The organism is Breznakiella homolactica, assembly GCF_016616095.2.
Lineage (GTDB): Bacteria > Spirochaetota > Spirochaetia > Treponematales > Breznakiellaceae > Breznakiella > Breznakiella homolactica.
Genome location: NZ_CP067089.2, coordinates 1,212,786 through 1,228,734, shown reverse-complemented (window position 1 = coordinate 1,228,734; position 15,949 = coordinate 1,212,786). Strand labels below are relative to the sequence as shown.

The window sequence follows — 15,949 nt, the reverse complement described above, 5'->3', positions numbered from 1 at the left end:
TTTGTTCAGCCCCCTATTTTATATTTTTTTTCTTCGGAACCCGTATCCGCCGATGAAATATCCGGAGGCTCAATACCCAGGAGCTTGCGCACTTCCCCAAGGGTCGCAGGATGCTTCTGAGGCTCCCCCGCCTTGGTGCGGATGTTCACCACCGCGAAGAGCCGGACCGGTTTGGCTTTTCCCTTTACCGTAACCGGAGGCATCTCCTCGGTAATAAGGTATTTGCCGATGAGGTCAAAGGTATTCTCGGTAATGAGAATATCCGTCCCCAGGGGTTTGTTAAGGGCTTCGGTCCGGCTCGCCAGATTTACCGGATCACCGATAACCGTGTATTCCATGCGCTTTTCGCTGCCGATCTGCCCCGCGGTTACAACCCCGGTATTTATTCCGCAGCCTATCCGTATGGGCGGGTTTCCGATATCCCCGGGTTTCCGGTTTCTGTTCATGTCAACCAGGGCCGCCCGCATCAAAAGCGCCGCCTTTACACAGTTTAGGGCGTCCTTCTCCGGGCTGCCCGCGCTGTAGGCCGTGCCCCAGTGGGCCATGACCGCGTCACCGATAAACTTGTCAACCACGCCGCCGGTCTTTTCGACACAGTCCACCATGCGGGTAAGATAATCATTAAGCCAGTGGACAATTCTTTCGGATGCCCCGTCGCCGTATTCCTTGGTGAAATTCTCGCTTTTTTCAGTAAAGCCCCGGATATCGGAAAAGAAAATCGTCCCGTGGCGGGGAAGGCCGCCGGGTTTGATTTCGCCCCGCATGGCCCGCACCGCGATTTCCCGGTTGGTAAAGCGGCCGAAGATCCCCAGCGCGGTACTCATTTTTTTGAAACTTTCCGTCAAAGCGCCGATTTCGTCATGGCTCCTCGGTTCAATATCAACTTCAAACTGTCCCGACTCGATATGCTCCGCCGCGGCGGTCAGGGTCCGCATGGGGCGGGAAATGGTTTTGCTGAAAAGCCATATAAAAATGGCCGCCCCGAAGAGCACCGCCAGGGTCAGGTAAATATTCCGCCGGGTTGTGGCGGCAATGCCCTCAAAGACTTTGTCGTATTCAATGTTGGTGATAACCGCAGCGTTTCCTACGGGCAGTTTGGTAAAGGCCCCAAACAGGCGAACCCCATCCTCATCGGTATAGAGGGTTTGCTGGCTCGCCGAAGAACTTTCCCGCATGGCGCGGACAAAGTTCCGGTTCCCCATGTTCACCCCTGCCGCCGCCAGCTCCGCGTTGGGGGAACTCAGGATGTCCGCCCGGTCATTGACCATGTAGCTGGCGTTGGCCCCGGTTCCGAAGGTTTCGGCGAGGCTTTCGGAGGAAAACAATACCGCCCCCGCGCCCCGCTGTCCGGCGCCGGTTCTGGGAAAAAACAGGCACAGCAGGGGAATGCCAAAATCAGGGCCGGCGTTGCGGATAAGTACTTCGCCCGCCGAAGCCCGTTCAATAGTTTCCCGCTGGGCGGCGGTAAAAGTATCGATGGCGGTGGGATCGAGCCCGTTTTCCCGGAAGAAGCGTTCGTTGGTCAGCACCGCGCCCTGGAGTCCGAAGGCCAGCACCGCGGCGGTACTCCGGTGTTCGTCAAAGAAATACGCCACCGCGTTCCGGGCCAGGGTTTCGGAGGAACCGGCGCCGTAAATTGTGTTCAGCAGAACCAGCGCGTTCGACCGGGCGTTGTAGAAAATAGATTCCGCTTCCGCGGCTGACCGTTTGTTGACGGCAAAGTTGTTTTCCTCCGCCGTTACCCGTATGTCCTGGGTTACCATCCATGATACAAGGGCGGTAATTGCCCCCAGCGACACAAGGGTTAAAATGGAAATGATGACAACCAGTTTCGCGCCGATAGGGTAGCGCACCCGCCGGGCCGTGTCCTTTTCTGTTTTCCTCATTCTCGGTTCCCTTTTACGTCATTTTCCTGAATACCGCCGCCGGCCGGCCATATCCGTACTGAGAATTGATGGGTGATACGTACTAGTTGGGTAAAAACAGAAACAGGGGAGACAACCGGCATATTTTTTCCCCATCTTTTGTATATATATAGAATAACAGAATAATCCAGAACATAAAATAAAGCAATATATTTGATTGACCGGCGATTTTTACGGTAATCATTGACATTGCCCGCGGTTTGCCGTACACCTTAGCCACAGGTAATACTTTGTTAGGGAGCAAATCAGCTGCTATGGAAACTTCAGCTTTTTACGGAATTCTGCGCAGGACACCGGTTATCTCAGCGGTAAAAACCACCGACGGCCTGGAAAAGTGCCTTAAAAGGGACGGTGAGATTGTCTTTGTACTTTTCGGGGATGTTTTAAGTATCCCCGGAATCGTATCGAAAATAAAGGATTCCGGGAAACACGCCTTTGTGCACATGGATCTTATCGACGGCCTCGCGGCCAGGGATGTGGCGGTGGATTTTATGGTTAAAAACACCAAGGCCGACGGAATCCTTTCCACAAAAGCGAATCTGATCCGCAGGGCCAAGGCCAAGGGGCTTTTAACCATACAGCGGTTTTTTGTTCTCGATTCCATGGCTCTGATTAATATTGAAAAACAGTTTCCCCTGGAACACGCCGACGCCGTGGAGATTCTTCCCGGCGCGATGCCCAAGGTTATCCGGAGAATCGCGGATATTTCAAAACAGCCCATAATCGCCGGCGGGCTTATCTTCGACGCGGAAGACGCCCGGAGCGCCATCAGCGCCGGAGCCGTATCGGTTTCTTCATCAAACACGGATATTATGAAGGCACTCTCCGGTACATAAAAACCTCTTGCGGAAACCGCAAAACGGTGGTATGATCAGCTATAAAATTTTAATTCTGTCATAGAAGTCTATTTGCTGAAGAGATTTGAGAGTACAGCGAAATAGCCCTTCGGGGGTATTTTGCCGTACTCTTTTTTTTGCTCTTTTCGCTGCTTTGGGAGGCTGTATGTTTGATGTTATTGTCATCGGGTGCGGTATTGCGGGCGCCGCCGCGGCGTATGAACTGTCGAAGTACCGGCTGTCCGTTGCGGTGCTGGAAAAGGAAAACGACGTGGCCTGCGGGGCCACCAAGGCCAACAGCGCGATTATCCACGCGGGATATGACCCCGAGCCGGGGACCCTGATGGCAAAACTGAATGCTGAAGGCACCGAACTCGCGGGGCAGCTTTTTGAACAGCTCGACATACCCCACCGCAGATGCGGCTCCCTGGTGGTGGCCTTTTCTCCCGAAGAGACCGCGGTGCTCGAGGAACTGTACGGCCGGGGGATCAGCAACGGAGTTCCCGGTCTGGAACTTCTCGGCCCCGAAGAGCTCCGCCGCCTGGAGCCGAATCTCAGTAAATCCGCCGCCGGAGCGCTCCTGGCAAAATCAGCCATGATTGTCAGCCCCTGGGAATACGCCCTGGCTCTGGCGGAGACCGCCGTCCGGAACGGCACGAAGCTTTTCCTTTCAAGCGAAGTTCTCGGCATAACCCGTTCGGCGGACTCATGGCAGGTACTGACCAGGAGCGGGACCTATTGCGCCCGGTACGTGGTAAATGCCGCAGGAATAAACGCGGACGTAATCCACAACATGGCCGCGGCCCCTGACTTCACCATAACCCCGGACCGCGGCGAATACTACCTTCTGGACAAAAGCGAAGGCCAGTGCGTCAGCCACGTAATCTTCCAGTGCCCGTCGCTCAAGGGAAAGGGGACCCTGGTGTCTCCCACGGTGCACGGCAACCTGATTGTGGGGCCCAACAACGAAACACCCAGAGGCCGCGATGATGTTGCGGTTACCGGCGACGGCCTCGCCGAGGTCGCGTCAAAAGCCCGGATTTCCGTTCCGGATCTCAACCTCAGGGCGAATATCCGGAACTTCTCCGGGATCAGGGCGGTGGCGGACAAACCCGATTTTATCATAGCTGAAGCGCCGGACGCGCCGGGATTTATCGATATCGCGGGAATCAAATCCCCGGGCCTTTCAGCTGCCCCGGCTATTGCCCGGTACGCCCTGGAAATACTCCGGGCCGCGGGGCTCACCCTCACGGAAAAAGAGTCCTTCATCGCCGCACGCCGGCGGCTGCGGTTCGCAGAACTGGACCCCCGGGAAAAGACGGAACTTGTCCGGAAAAACCCTGCCTACGGCCAGGTTGTCTGCCGCTGCGAAACCGTAACTGAGGGCGAAATCATCGACGCCCTGAATTCCCCGATCCCTCCCGTAACCCTGGACGGGGTAAAACGCCGGTGCAATCCCGGCATGGGCCGGTGCCAGGGCGGGTTCTGCAGTCCCCGGGTGCTTCAGCTGCTTGCGGAGCACCACCGTATGGATCCCACGGAAATACTCCAGGACCGGGAAGGTTCGGTAATACTCACCGGGGAAACGAAAGACAGTCCCGTCCTCCAGGAGGTCCTCCATGCAGTATGAACTTATCGTGATCGGCGGCGGCCCTGCCGGCCTTGCCGCCGCACTGGAAGCCCACCGGCAGGGACTCAGGAAGATTCTCATCGCCGAACGGGACAAAGATCTCGGGGGTATTCTCAACCAATGCATCCATAACGGATTCGGTCTCCATTATTTTAAGGAAGAACTCAGCGGCCCGGAATACGCCGGACGCTTTGTGGATATGCTGAAGGAAACTTCCATTGAAATTATGCTGGATACCTTTGTGCTGGAAATTTCCCCGGAGAAAGATGTGCACCTTGTCAACAAAACCCAGGGATACCAGATACTCAAAGCCCAAAGCATTATCCTGGCCATGGGCTGCCGTGAACGTACCCGGGGAGCCATCGGCATCCCCGGCGCGCGGCCCGCGGGGGTTTTTACCGCCGGAACCGCCCAGCGCTACGTAAACATGGAAGGCTATATGGTGGGCCGGCGTATCGTCATCCTGGGGAGCGGCGATATCGGCCTTATCATGGCCCGCCGGATGGTGCTGGAAGGCGCCGAGGTCCTGGCCTGCGTTGAAGTGATGCCCTATTCCGGGGGGCTCACCCGGAATATCGTGCAATGCCTGGAGGATTACGGTATTCCCCTGTACCTGTCCCATACCATTACCGAAATAAAGGGAAGTTTACGGGTGGAAGGGGTAACCGTGTCCAAGGTGGACGAAAACCGCCTGCCTGTTCCCGGAACGGAAATGTACTTTGACTGCGATACGGTGCTGCTTTCGGTAGGGCTTATTCCCGAAAACGAACTGAGCCGCAAAACGGGTATCGCCATTGATCCGAAGACCAGCGGCGCCGCGGTGTACGAAAATATGGAAACCTCAGTCCCGGGTATTTTCGCCTGCGGAAACGTTGTCCACGTCCATGACCTGGTGGACTTCGTTACCGCCGAGAGCGAACGGGCGGGAGCGGCCGCGGCACGGCATGTGCTGCGGGGCGGATCTGTCCCGGCAGACGCAGTGGCCGTCAGCGGCGGCCCGGGAGTGGGCTATACCGTCCCGCAGCTCATACGGAAGGACAATCTCGAGAACGGTCTTGAGGTTTTCTTCCGGGTACAGCGCCGCTACGGCAGAAGTTCCGTCAGGGTTTCCGCCGGCGGAGAGCAGATCGCCCGGTTCAAACGGGAACACATGGTCCCCGGAGAAATGGAACACATCACCATACCCAAGACTCTTCTCCGCGGTGTATCCGATTGCATAACCATTGAAGCCGAGGAGGAAGCGGTATGACCGAACTTATTTGTATTGTATGTCCCAGGGGCTGCCATCTGCGGGTAGTCGAAGACCATGGGTACTCGGTGAGCGGCCATGGGTGCAGCCGGGGTGAAACCTACGGAAAAAATGAACTCTCCAATCCGGTCAGAATTGTGACCTCCACCGTACGGATTAACGGTGCCCGGATCCGCCGGTGTCCGGTAAAAACAAACGGCGCCCTGCCGAAAAATCTCGTCATGGACGCGGTAAAATTGCTTGATTCGGTTCATCTTTACTCGCCGATTCGCCGCGGGCAGGCTATAATAGAAGATGTCTGCGGAACGGGGATTTCCTTTATAGCCGTGCGGGACCTGTGAGGTCCGGACCCAGGATAGATTTAGGAGGCGATTTCAATGGGTAAGTATGTTTTAGCGCTGGACCAGGGAACCACCAGTTCCCGGGCTATTCTTTTTGACCAGGAACAGAATATCATCGGCACCGCCCAAAAGGAGTTCGCCCAGATTTACCCCAAGGAAGGCTGGGTTGAGCACGATCCCATGGAAATTTACTCATCCCAGTACGCGGTCATGATGGAGCTTATCGCCCAAAGCGATATCAGGGTGCAGGATATTACCGCCATCGGCATAACCAACCAGCGTGAAACCACCATCCTCTGGGACAAGGAAACCGGCCGGCCAGTATACAATGCCATCGTATGGCAGTGCCGCCGGACCGCGGGCATTGTGGATGACCTGGTAAAACAGGGTCTTGGGGATCATATACGGAAAACCACCGGCCTCGTTCCCGATGCGTACTTTTCCGGAACCAAAATCAAGTGGATTCTGGACAATGTTCAGGGGGTCCGGGAAAAGGCCCGCCGCGGGGAGGTGCTCTTCGGTACCGTGGACAGCTGGCTCATCTGGAAACTCACCGGCGGCCAGGTCCACGTAACCGACTATACCAATGCCAGCCGGACCATGATTTACGATATCCATAAACTTGACTGGGACGAGACCATGCTCGATGTTCTCGATATACCAAGGGCCATGCTTCCCGAGGTAAAACCCTCAAGCATGGTCTACGGCAACGCCAATATCCAGGGAACGGAGATCCCCATTGCCGGGGCCGCCGGGGACCAGCAGGCGGCGCTCTTCGGGCAGTGCTGCTTCGAAAAGGGCGAGGCGAAAAACACCTACGGTACGGGCTGTTTCCTTCTCATGAACACCGGGAACGAAGCCTACGAAAGCAAAAACGGGCTGGTAACCACCATCGCCGCGGGACTCACCGATACTATCCAATACGCCCTGGAAGGAAGCGTTTTCGTCGGCGGCGCGGTTATCCAATGGCTCCGGGATGAACTGCGGTTCATCACCGACAGCAGCGAAGCCGAATACTTTGCGGGAAAGGTTGACGACAACGGCGGGGTATATCTGGTTCCCGCATTTACCGGGCTGGGCGCGCCCTACTGGGATATGTACGCCCGGGGCTGCATTATCGGCATTACCCGGGGCACGAAACGAGCCCATATTATCCGGGCCGCCCAGGAATCCATTGCCTACCAGACCCTTGATCTGGTACGGGCCATGGAAAAGGATACCGGTTTTACTATGGATGAATTAAAAGTAGACGGCGGGGCCAGCAGGGACGCGTTCCTGATGCAGTTCCAGGCGGATATGATTAATGCCTCCATCCGCCGGCCGGTGGTTCGGGAAACCACCGCTCTGGGGGCCGCGTATCTGGCGGGTATCGCCGCGGGGGTGTGGAAGAATCTTGATGAAGTAAAGGCCATGTGGAAATGCGACAAGCTGTTCCTGCCGGAAATGGATGCCCCCCGGAGGGACCATCTGGTTCACGAATGGCACAAAGCCGTTGGCCGAAGCCGGAACTGGATAGATAAGTAGGAGCACAGAGACGTACAATCCGGAAAGCATCCGTGTATACCGGTTCTGCGGGTCCTGTCACATAAAGTTAGGGATGGCTCCTCAGCGGCTTCGCCTCGAAAGTCGCTCATTCCTAACTTTATGTGACACCCGGCGTTACCATTACGGCCCGGATGCTTTCCGCCTTAACCGGCTCTATACTGCCTTTCGCGGGGGCTGGGTATGTCCTTTCGACCACTCCCTGGGTTCTGTCCCGCTTCGCGGGGCTTCCGTACTGCCTCCGTTCCCGTCCGGGTGCCGCAAAGAAACAGACTGGCGCCGCCATCACCCCCAAAGGGCAAAACCGAGCCGGAAAGCACGTGCATATTCGGTAGCGCCGGGTGTCATAGAGAAAAGGAAATGAGCGACTTTCGAGGCCGCAGGCCGACGAGGAGCCATTTCGTTTTCTCTATGACAGGCCCCGCAGAACCGGTACTATGGTGCTTTCCGGCTCGGTTTTGTAATTACCTGCGGACCTTATTCAGCATCTGCAGAAATGAAGAAGGCTTTACCGTTTCCCGGGGCATAAAATTCCGGCCGTCGGGAAGGGCCATGATTTCCCATTCAATACAGCCCAGAACGGAATCGAAATAGGGCGAATCCACGGGAATATCCGGAATCGGACTCCGGACATCCCTGATGCTCCTGTACCGGGACGAATATTTGGTAAGCAGCTGTTTATCCGCCTGGTTTTCGGCGGTAAGGTGCCAGAGGAACCAGGCGGCTCCCGAACGGAGCACCGTCTCATCCGAAGAAGGAGACCTCCGGGACGGCCATTCCGTCTGCTCCGCGTCCTGGAGAACCGGTATAAATGAACGTTCCGCCAGGCGGCTGAAAAGCTGGTCGCTGGGCCAGTCCCGGCCCGCGGTAAAGAACCCCAGAAGGTCGGTTTCGTTTTTCGTCAGGTCAATCACATCCCGCCAGGTAAGAGTTTCTTTCCGGAGAATATCCGCGGTCAGGGTACCGGTCCCGGGAGCCACATCCCGCAGCTCCCACGCCCGGTTCCGTTCGTTCCGGTAGGTCTGCTCGTAAATATCGGAATTGAGCGCCGCGAAGGCCGTATCAAAGGAAGCGACCGCCTCACGGTAGCGGTTCAGTTCAAGGAGAACCCGTGCCCGTTCTATCTGGAGTTCCCCGGAGCGGCTTTCCAGGGCCAGCGCCTGATCAGCTAGGGCAAGCCGTTTCTCGGGGTCTGTCTCCAGGCGGACCGTCAGGACCAGAGCCTGGATATTCCCCGGGTACAGGTCCCGGGACTGTTTAAGCTGTTTTTCCGCGTCGCTTCTTTTCCCTTCCAGGACGTACAGTCTCCCGGACCACGCGGCAAGCTGCGCCTCAAATACGGCGTCCCGGATGGCTTTTTTTTCAATCCCCTGTATCTGCTGCCGGGCCTGCTGAAGTTCCTGCCGGGTAAACCCCGTGTCCATGGGAATGATCATCCGTTCCAGCTCGGTGATATCCGAAGAGCCGGTTTCTTCAATAGTCGAGACCAGCATATCCTTCTGTATGCTCTGGCAGGAAACGAAAAAGCCCGCCAGGAGGCACACCGCAAGCTGCCGGGATCTTAGAATGCGGCAGAAAGTTTTCCAGGCCGTGGTTTTCATAGACACCCCTTTATTCGCTGGTCCGGTTTAAACGCGGCAGGCCGCGTTTAAACCGGACTGTATAATACATTCCCTCTCGAACGAGCCTCCGCGGCGCAAAGAATCATTTGAACTGCCAGCGGTACAGCTTATTATCGAGCCCCACACCGGAACATTCAATTTTTCTGTCACCGTTCAGATCGCCGAAGAACGGTCTGCCCCAGACCGGCAGGGGGAACCCTTCCAGGGATATGAAATTCCGGGAGAAGCCGTACAGCAGGTTTCCGTCCCCGGTAACAAATATTTCCGGTACTTTGTCTCCGTCGGTATCCGCCGCGATTATGCTGCCGCCTTCGCCGACACTGAACCCGGGGATCTGCTGGAACAGAATGGTTCCATCCAGGGAAATCCTGTACAGAATACCGTCGCCGGAAACTGTCCACAGGAACTGCCCGTCAAAAACAGGCTGTACGTAAAATACCCCGGGGATGTCCGCGGGGAAACCCGGAAGGAGACCGCCGTTTTTATCATATACCGACAGAGCCCCCGCCTGGGTTATAAAAGCGACATTCGGTTCCGTTCCAGCGGTAAATACCAGGGGCGCGCCGAAGGCTATTCCCGATACGAAAACCGGCCATCCCGGATAAACTTCTCCGGTCTCCGAAGAAAGCCATATCTCGCCGAGGAAGCTTTTAGGATACGAAGCCATGTAGACCGCTCCGCCCAGGCGCAGGAATCCCGGCGGCGCCCTGAGGGCCTCCCGGAAGGGCAGGGGCAGTTCCGAAATGGTTCCCCTGGCGTCCACCGTATACAGGGAGCCATCCCCGTCGGGAAGGAACAGTTTCCCGCCGAAGGCCGCCGGCGGGGCGGATGGCCTGCAGCCGGTTATCAGGGGGAATCCCTCCATGGGCTGCATATTCCCGTTTACCAGGGTCACAATGCCCTGGCTATTAACTACCCAGGCCGCGGGATCCGCCATCGTTCCGGTGCGGATTCCCTCCGCGGGAATATTCCACACGGGATGGGTGTCATTGAATTCAAGTATGGTATTGTTTGCGGGGTCCACCGCCAACGCGGCCGTACCCCGGGTCAGCAGGAGCCGGCTTTCGCCTTTTTTCTCGGAGAAAATCCCGTGCACCTCTTTCCCGGCGTTTCCGCCCAGGTCAAGGGGATATCCGGGCATGGCCAGGATCCCTTTGCCCGGCCCGGGGATTACCGAAAGCGTGACCATGGCGGTCCGGTTTCTGACGGACATCCGGGCGAGGCCCTGGCGGTAGAGCTTCAGAACCGCGTCCGCCGCGGTATTTCCTTTAAGGAAAAAGGGCAGGGACCGGTCCAGGGAATAAAAAAGGCTGAAGGAATTCTGGTCCGACCCCGACTGCGAAAGGGTTTTCCACGCCGCTGTTTTGGGGAGCACCGCGTTTTTCCGCATACTGCTCACGGCGGACAGCAGGTTTTCCGGGGACTCGGAGACAAAGAGGTATCCGTTCTGAACCGTATAGTAGGGAGAGGGAATCGTTGCTCCCATCATCCGCAGCAGCGAGTCCAGAAAACCCGGAAGCCGTATCTGGGGAATTCTGGTTCCGTCGAGAATGACGGAAATATTTTCGTTGATTAAGAATGAAGAAAATACCCTGTCGAAAATTTCCTTCCGCTTGTTTTCATCCCCGATTTTAACCGCGAAAACAGGATCGGGCCGTCCTTCCAGGCCGAATACCCCCAACTCATTTCCGGTCCAGGAGAAAAGCAGCTCTTCGATGCCCACCTTGAGGAGCATCCTGGAGGAATTATCCGCGGTCTTGAGCATTCTGTCAAAATCGGGCCCCGAAACCGAGGATATTGCGGCAACCAGGTCCTCCAGGGACCCGGCCGACAGAATCGTACTGTACTGGGTCGTATCGGGAAGCAGCTGCACCAGCGCGGAGGTTGTTGAATTCCGGTCAATCAGCCCGGAAATCGCCGGGTTCTGTGACGAGAGGGGCAGAGTGAGGGCTATGTCGAGTTTATCCGGGAAAAACGATATCGCCGCTTCCACCAGACCCGGGAGCTGTATCTGGCTGAGAATCTGGCCGACCGCGGGATCGGAGTCTGCGAGGTTGCCCAGGATCGAGGCGGAGGATACCAGAAGGGCAATGTCGAAATTCCCCGATGTAAAGTTTTTTCCCTCTGCACCCCGGATGTCGCCGTCCCGGGAGGTCCCGTCCAGTACCGATTCAAACAATTTCTGGTTGTTCGCGATTACCAGGAGATTGCGGTAGGGGCCGATAAAATACACCGTACCGTCATCCATGCGGTACTCAAACCGGGAAAGTTTGCCCGCCTGTACATAGTAAAGGTTGGGAACGGTCATTCTTCCCACTATTGACGGCAGAAACCGGAGAAAGGGCGATACAATTCCCGCATCCCAGACCGCAAGGATCCGCTCCTCCGGAAGCAAAGCGCCGTCCAGGGATCCCCGGGCGGCAAACCGGAAGAGGCTGTTCTGCAAAATTCCGCTTTCTTCCAGTTGGTTTATGACCGGGAGCAGGGAGGCCATGGCCGGCTCCGCCAGTATCTCGGGAAGCGGCTGATGGGCAAGGACATTGTCCGCCAGCTTTACCGGATTTGGTATGTGTAAATAGGCGGAAAAAGAATCGGGAATGACCGATTCGGCGCTTATTCTTCCAATAAACGATATCCCGATACAAACCAAAGGAACACCGATTACGATAACAAGAAGAACACACAGTACTATTATCAGGGGGTTACGTTTTCTTCGACCGTCTGCTGCCATATCACAGTATTCTACCGTATTTTCCGAAAACGTCAATTATAAAGGGGGAGCGCAGGGGCTTTAAATCCGGAAAGCACCCGGTTTTACTAGGGCCGCGGATCCTGGCGTTACCCTTATGCCCAGTTAACGGGGGCTGCGCGTGTCCGAAGGACACGGCTCCTCACTCAGAATGTTTGTGCCACAAGTGACGTAATCGCTTCCGCGCTGCCTAACTTCTGGTTCCCGGTATAACAATACCCAACACCTTTTTCAAACACGGACCCCGCATTAGATATACAGAAACAGCAAAGAAGCATGGTGTTAAAATGGCAACGCGGGGTGTCGCATGAAAAGAAATACCGCGCCGCGGGATTTTTTTCATGTGACAGGCCCCCTTAACCAGTTTCCCCATGCTTCTTTGACGATTCAAATAATGCGGGGCCCCTGTTACTCCCTGCGTACCGCCCGGAATATATCCTCCCGGCGGATCCTCATCCAGATGGGTCTGCCGTGGGGGCAGCGGGGATCGGGAAGGGCAAAGGCCCGTTCCGCCAGATCCAGGGCTGCCTGCGGGTCGAGGTAGTCTCCGTCCTTGACGGCTTCCCGGCACGAGAGAGTCGCCGCCCAGCGGCGGGCCAGATCTTCTCCAGCGTTTTTGAGATCAAGAATTTCCTTTACGGTTTCCCGGTCTCCCGCCCGCCAGGCCGGGGGCAGGGCTTCTATGAGCCACTGGCCGTCTTCGTCCTTCCGGATGTGGATACCCAGGCGGTACAGTTCTTCCCGGCGTATTTCAAGAAATCGGTCGTCCTCGGGGCCTTCGGTTTCCAGGGGAATCGGGACGAGCAGTTCCTGTACGGATACGGGTTTTGAAAGGAATCCGTCAAACAGTATCCGCTCATGGGCGGCGTGCTGATCTATGATGTACAGTTCATCTCCCCGCTCGGCGAGGATAAACAGGCCGAAAAGCCTTCCCGCGTACCGGATTTTTGACCCCTCCGGCGGGACTGCCCCGGTTTCCGCAGGATACCCCGGCGGAGCCTGATCCCGTACCGCGAAACCGGGCGTATCGGGAATACTCCGTGGGGGCGGCGCGAAACCGGGAGGGTCTTCCAGGAGGGCTTCCATGGCGAGACTGCCGCTTCTGCCCTGGCTGGTTTCCGGCTGAAAAGAACCGCCTTCGGCGCCGGAAAACCGGAACCCGCCGCCGGAACAGATTCCGGGCTTGTCCGCGGATCCGGTAGATTCCCGGTTTTGGGCAACTCCCCGGTGGTGCATAAAATTCGAAAGGGTACTGGTTACGGCGTGGTGAATGGCCCCGGGATCCCGGAACCGTACTTCCCGTTTCGCCGGGTGTATGTTGAAATCCGCCAGAGCCGGATCAATATCGACGAATACCGCCCCAATGGGATGGGTTCCGTTGGGAAACCATCCCTGGACCCCGTATTCCAGGGCCTGGAGCAGGGAAAAATCCTGGATTCTCCGGCCGTTGGCGATGACATACTGCTGGCGCCGGTCCCGCCGGAACAGTTCCGGGCCGCCCACCACTACGGTCACCGAAAAACCTTCCCCGGCGCAGGAAATCTCGTTCAGGAAGGCCGATTCCGCCCGGCCCAGAAGGGCGTCGCCGAAGCGCGATTTCCGGTCCGGCGCCGCGGGCAGAAAGAGCTTCAGGCTGCCGTCCTGCACAAAGCGGAAACTGATTTCCGGAAAGGCCAGGGCCTTGTCTATCAGGGCCTGCCTGCAGAGATTCGCCTCGGCTCCTTCCCGTTTGAGGAAGCGCTTCCGGGCGGGCAGGGCGTCGAAAAGGCCCAGTGACCGGACAGTGGTTCCCCGTGAACGCCGGGCGGGATGGACTTCCGCGGTACCGCCCCCGGGTGCCACCTCGAGGCGCCACGCTTCCCGGCCGTCCTGGGAACTCACGATTTCCAGGTTTGAAACCGCCGCCGCCGCGGCTAGGGCTTCGCCCCGGAATCCCAGGGTCCCGGACGTGGAGAGATCCTCCACCGAGCGGATTTTGCTCGTTGCGTGGGTGTGCCAGCACAGTTCCAGGTCCTCCCGGGCCATGCCGTTTCCGTCGTCGATTACCTCGGTCCGCCGGATGCCGCCGCCTTCAACGGCAAGCTCCACCATCGCGGCCCCCGCGTCTATGGCGTTATCGATGAATTCCCTGACCAGAGCCGCGGGCCGGTCAATGACTTCCCCGGCGGCGATTTTCCGGGCTTCCCCGGGAGGCAGTATCTGAATACGGCTCTGCGGAATTCCGGACCCGGCGCTATCCATCAATCAGTCCTCCTGGTCGAACAGATCCAGTTCAGGCCGCGCCGGGGGAGCCGCCTCGGGGCCGTTCATGAGGAGCTCTATGCGGCTTTCAACTTTTTCAAGATCCTTTTCCAGGGACTGGGCGAGCTTGATGCCTTCCTCAAAGGCCTTGAGGGCATCATCCAGGGGAATATCGGGCTGCCGTATGGCTTCTCCCAGGGCTTCAAGTTTTTCCAGGCGTTCTTCAAAATTTTTCATGAATTCTCCTCCGGCCCGGAGGCCTCGGTCTGTGCATATACAATTCCTTCCAGGGGCCGGATTTTGAGCCGATCCCCGGGTTTCGCGTCTCCGCCGCTCCGGAGGAGTTTGCCGTTTGTTTCATTAATAACCACGGAAAAACCGCGCTCCAGGACGGACAGGGGGCTTCCCGCTTCAAGGCTGGTCCGGGCCAGCTCCAGGCGCCGCCGGATTTCCCCGATCCGCTCCGAAAGGGCCCGGAGCAGATCCTCCTTGGCGTCATCGAACCGGACGAGCCGGGGCTGCAGTATCGACCGGAACCGGTATTCCAGGTCCTCAGCGGAAAAGGGCTTGAGCAGGAGCCGGGCCCGGTCAAGCCTGGCTTCGAGGGTTTCATACAGGGTTTCTCCCAGGGCGCGGACCTGGTCCAGGGTTTCCCGCCGGCTTTCGCTGACCAGCTCCGCCGCCGCCGACGGGGTAGGGGCCCGGAGGTCCGCGGCGAAATCCGAGAGGGTCCAGTCTATTTCGTGGCCTACGGCGCTTATTACGGGAATTTCCGAAGCCGCCACGGCCCGGACCACCGATTCCTCGGAGAACGGAAGCAGGTCTTCCAGAGAACCGCCGCCGCGTCCGACGATGAGCACATCAGCCAGTTTCCATTCGTTGGCCTGTTCAATGCGCCGCGTTATAATCGGGGCGGCATCGTTCCCCTGGACCGGGGCGGGGAGAACCACAATCCGGAGCCCCGCCGCCCTCCGGCCGAGGACATTCAGAATATCCCGGACCGCGGCGCCCGTGGGTGAGCTCACGACTCCGACGGTACCGGGATACCGGGGAATCGGGCGTTTCCGGTCTTCATCAAAGAGGCCTTCAGCGGCGAGCATCTGCTTGCGTTTTTCCAGCATCACCAGGAGTTCCCCGGTGCCTGCCTGTTCCATTTCCTCGCATACTATCTGGTAGGTTCCCCGCTGGGCATACACCGACAGACTGCCCTTTACCCGCAGGAGCATACCATCCTTGGGCTCGAATCCGAGATACCGCAGGCGGTTTTTGAACATTACTCCGGAAATAGCCGCCCCCGAATCCTTAAGGGTGAAGTAAAGGTGTCCGGTGCTGGAGGGCCTGCAGTTGGATAATTCCCCTTCCACCGAAAGGGATGAGAAATTTCCCTCCAGGCTCAGGCGTATCAGTTCGGTAAGTTCCGAAACGGTCAGTTTCTGCTGCTCCATGGGAATTCAGTATATCTGCATTATTAAAAAAAGCAAAGAAGCATGGGTGGGATTGGTTTCGGGGTCCTGTCCGGGTACCGGGGATATGGCTCCTCAGCGGCCTGCGGCCTCGAAAGTCGCTCATATCCCCGGTACCCGGACACCCCGCGTTACCATCAAACACCCATGCTTCTTTGCCTTCTGTAAAATAATGCGGATATACTGTGGTCAGGGGCTTGGTTGGAGCGGAGTATAGGCGGTGACATGGAATTATGTTTGCGGAAAAAATATACCTAACGGTAGGTATGAATGGATGACAGATCCGGACTCAACAATAACCCGGAAACCCGGAGTGGGGGTAGGACGGGATCGCCGAACCCGTTGGAAAAT

The 15,949-nt window shown here is 57.4% G+C and carries 11 protein-coding genes; 5 read left to right on the top strand and 6 right to left on the bottom strand.

What is annotated here, in order from left to right; translation table 11 throughout:
• Positions 1-5 precede the first annotated feature (5 nt).
• Positions 6-1,886, bottom strand: coding sequence for an adenylate/guanylate cyclase domain-containing protein (locus tag JFL75_RS05725; protein WP_215625729.1), 1,881 nt, complete (start codon positions 1,884-1,886; stop codon positions 6-8).
• 293 nt (positions 1,887-2,179) lie between these two features.
• Here JFL75_RS05725 and JFL75_RS05720 point away from each other — a divergent pair, with 293 nt between their 5' ends.
• The 5 genes from JFL75_RS05720 (at position 2,180) to glpK (ending at position 7,505) form a co-directional block, all read left to right on the top strand.
• Complete coding sequence (locus JFL75_RS05720; RefSeq protein ID WP_215625728.1) at positions 2,180-2,761, top strand: glycerol-3-phosphate responsive antiterminator; 582 nt, start codon at positions 2,180-2,182, stop codon at positions 2,759-2,761.
• A gap of 166 nt (positions 2,762-2,927) precedes the next feature.
• Complete coding sequence (locus tag JFL75_RS05715) at positions 2,928-4,391, top strand: NAD(P)/FAD-dependent oxidoreductase (protein ID WP_215625727.1); 1,464 nt, start codon at positions 2,928-2,930, stop codon at positions 4,389-4,391.
• Complete coding sequence (locus tag JFL75_RS05710) at positions 4,381-5,640, top strand: NAD(P)/FAD-dependent oxidoreductase (RefSeq protein ID WP_215625726.1); 1,260 nt, start codon at positions 4,381-4,383, stop codon at positions 5,638-5,640. Before JFL75_RS05715 ends, JFL75_RS05710 begins: the two co-directional genes overlap by 11 nt.
• Entirely contained in the window at positions 5,637-5,981 is a 345-nt protein-coding gene (locus tag JFL75_RS05705) for a DUF1667 domain-containing protein (protein ID WP_215625725.1), read from the top strand. Before JFL75_RS05710 ends, JFL75_RS05705 begins: the two co-directional genes overlap by 4 nt.
• A 36-nt stretch (positions 5,982-6,017) precedes the next feature.
• Entirely contained in the window at positions 6,018-7,505 is a 1,488-nt protein-coding gene (gene glpK, locus JFL75_RS05700) for a glycerol kinase GlpK (protein WP_215625724.1), read from the top strand.
• 482 nt (positions 7,506-7,987) lie between these two features.
• On the opposite strand, the gene JFL75_RS05695 is transcribed toward glpK, so the two are convergent.
• From JFL75_RS05695 to xseA, 5 genes are all read right to left on the bottom strand, one after another.
• Entirely contained in the window at positions 7,988-9,124 is a 1,137-nt protein-coding gene (locus tag JFL75_RS05695; protein WP_215625723.1) for a tetratricopeptide repeat protein, read from the bottom strand.
• Between the two features lie 103 nt (positions 9,125-9,227).
• Positions 9,228-11,876 (bottom strand): PQQ-binding-like beta-propeller repeat protein, encoded by a 2,649-nt coding sequence (locus JFL75_RS05690; protein ID WP_215625722.1) that lies wholly within the window; start codon positions 11,874-11,876, stop codon positions 9,228-9,230.
• 426 nt (positions 11,877-12,302) lie between these two features.
• A complete protein-coding gene (mutL, locus tag JFL75_RS05685) occupies positions 12,303-14,135 on the bottom strand; it encodes a DNA mismatch repair endonuclease MutL (RefSeq protein WP_215625721.1) in 1,833 nt (610 codons plus the stop codon).
• Positions 14,136-14,138: 3 nt separating this feature from the next.
• The gene (gene xseB, locus JFL75_RS05680) at positions 14,139-14,372 is read right to left on the bottom strand and encodes an exodeoxyribonuclease VII small subunit (RefSeq protein WP_215625720.1); all 234 of its coding nucleotides are present in this window, start codon (positions 14,370-14,372) and stop codon (positions 14,139-14,141) included.
• Complete coding sequence (xseA, locus tag JFL75_RS05675) at positions 14,369-15,580, bottom strand: exodeoxyribonuclease VII large subunit (protein WP_215625719.1); 1,212 nt, start codon at positions 15,578-15,580, stop codon at positions 14,369-14,371. The genes xseB and xseA overlap by 4 nt, the downstream gene beginning before the upstream one ends.
• Positions 15,581-15,949 lie beyond the last annotated feature (369 nt).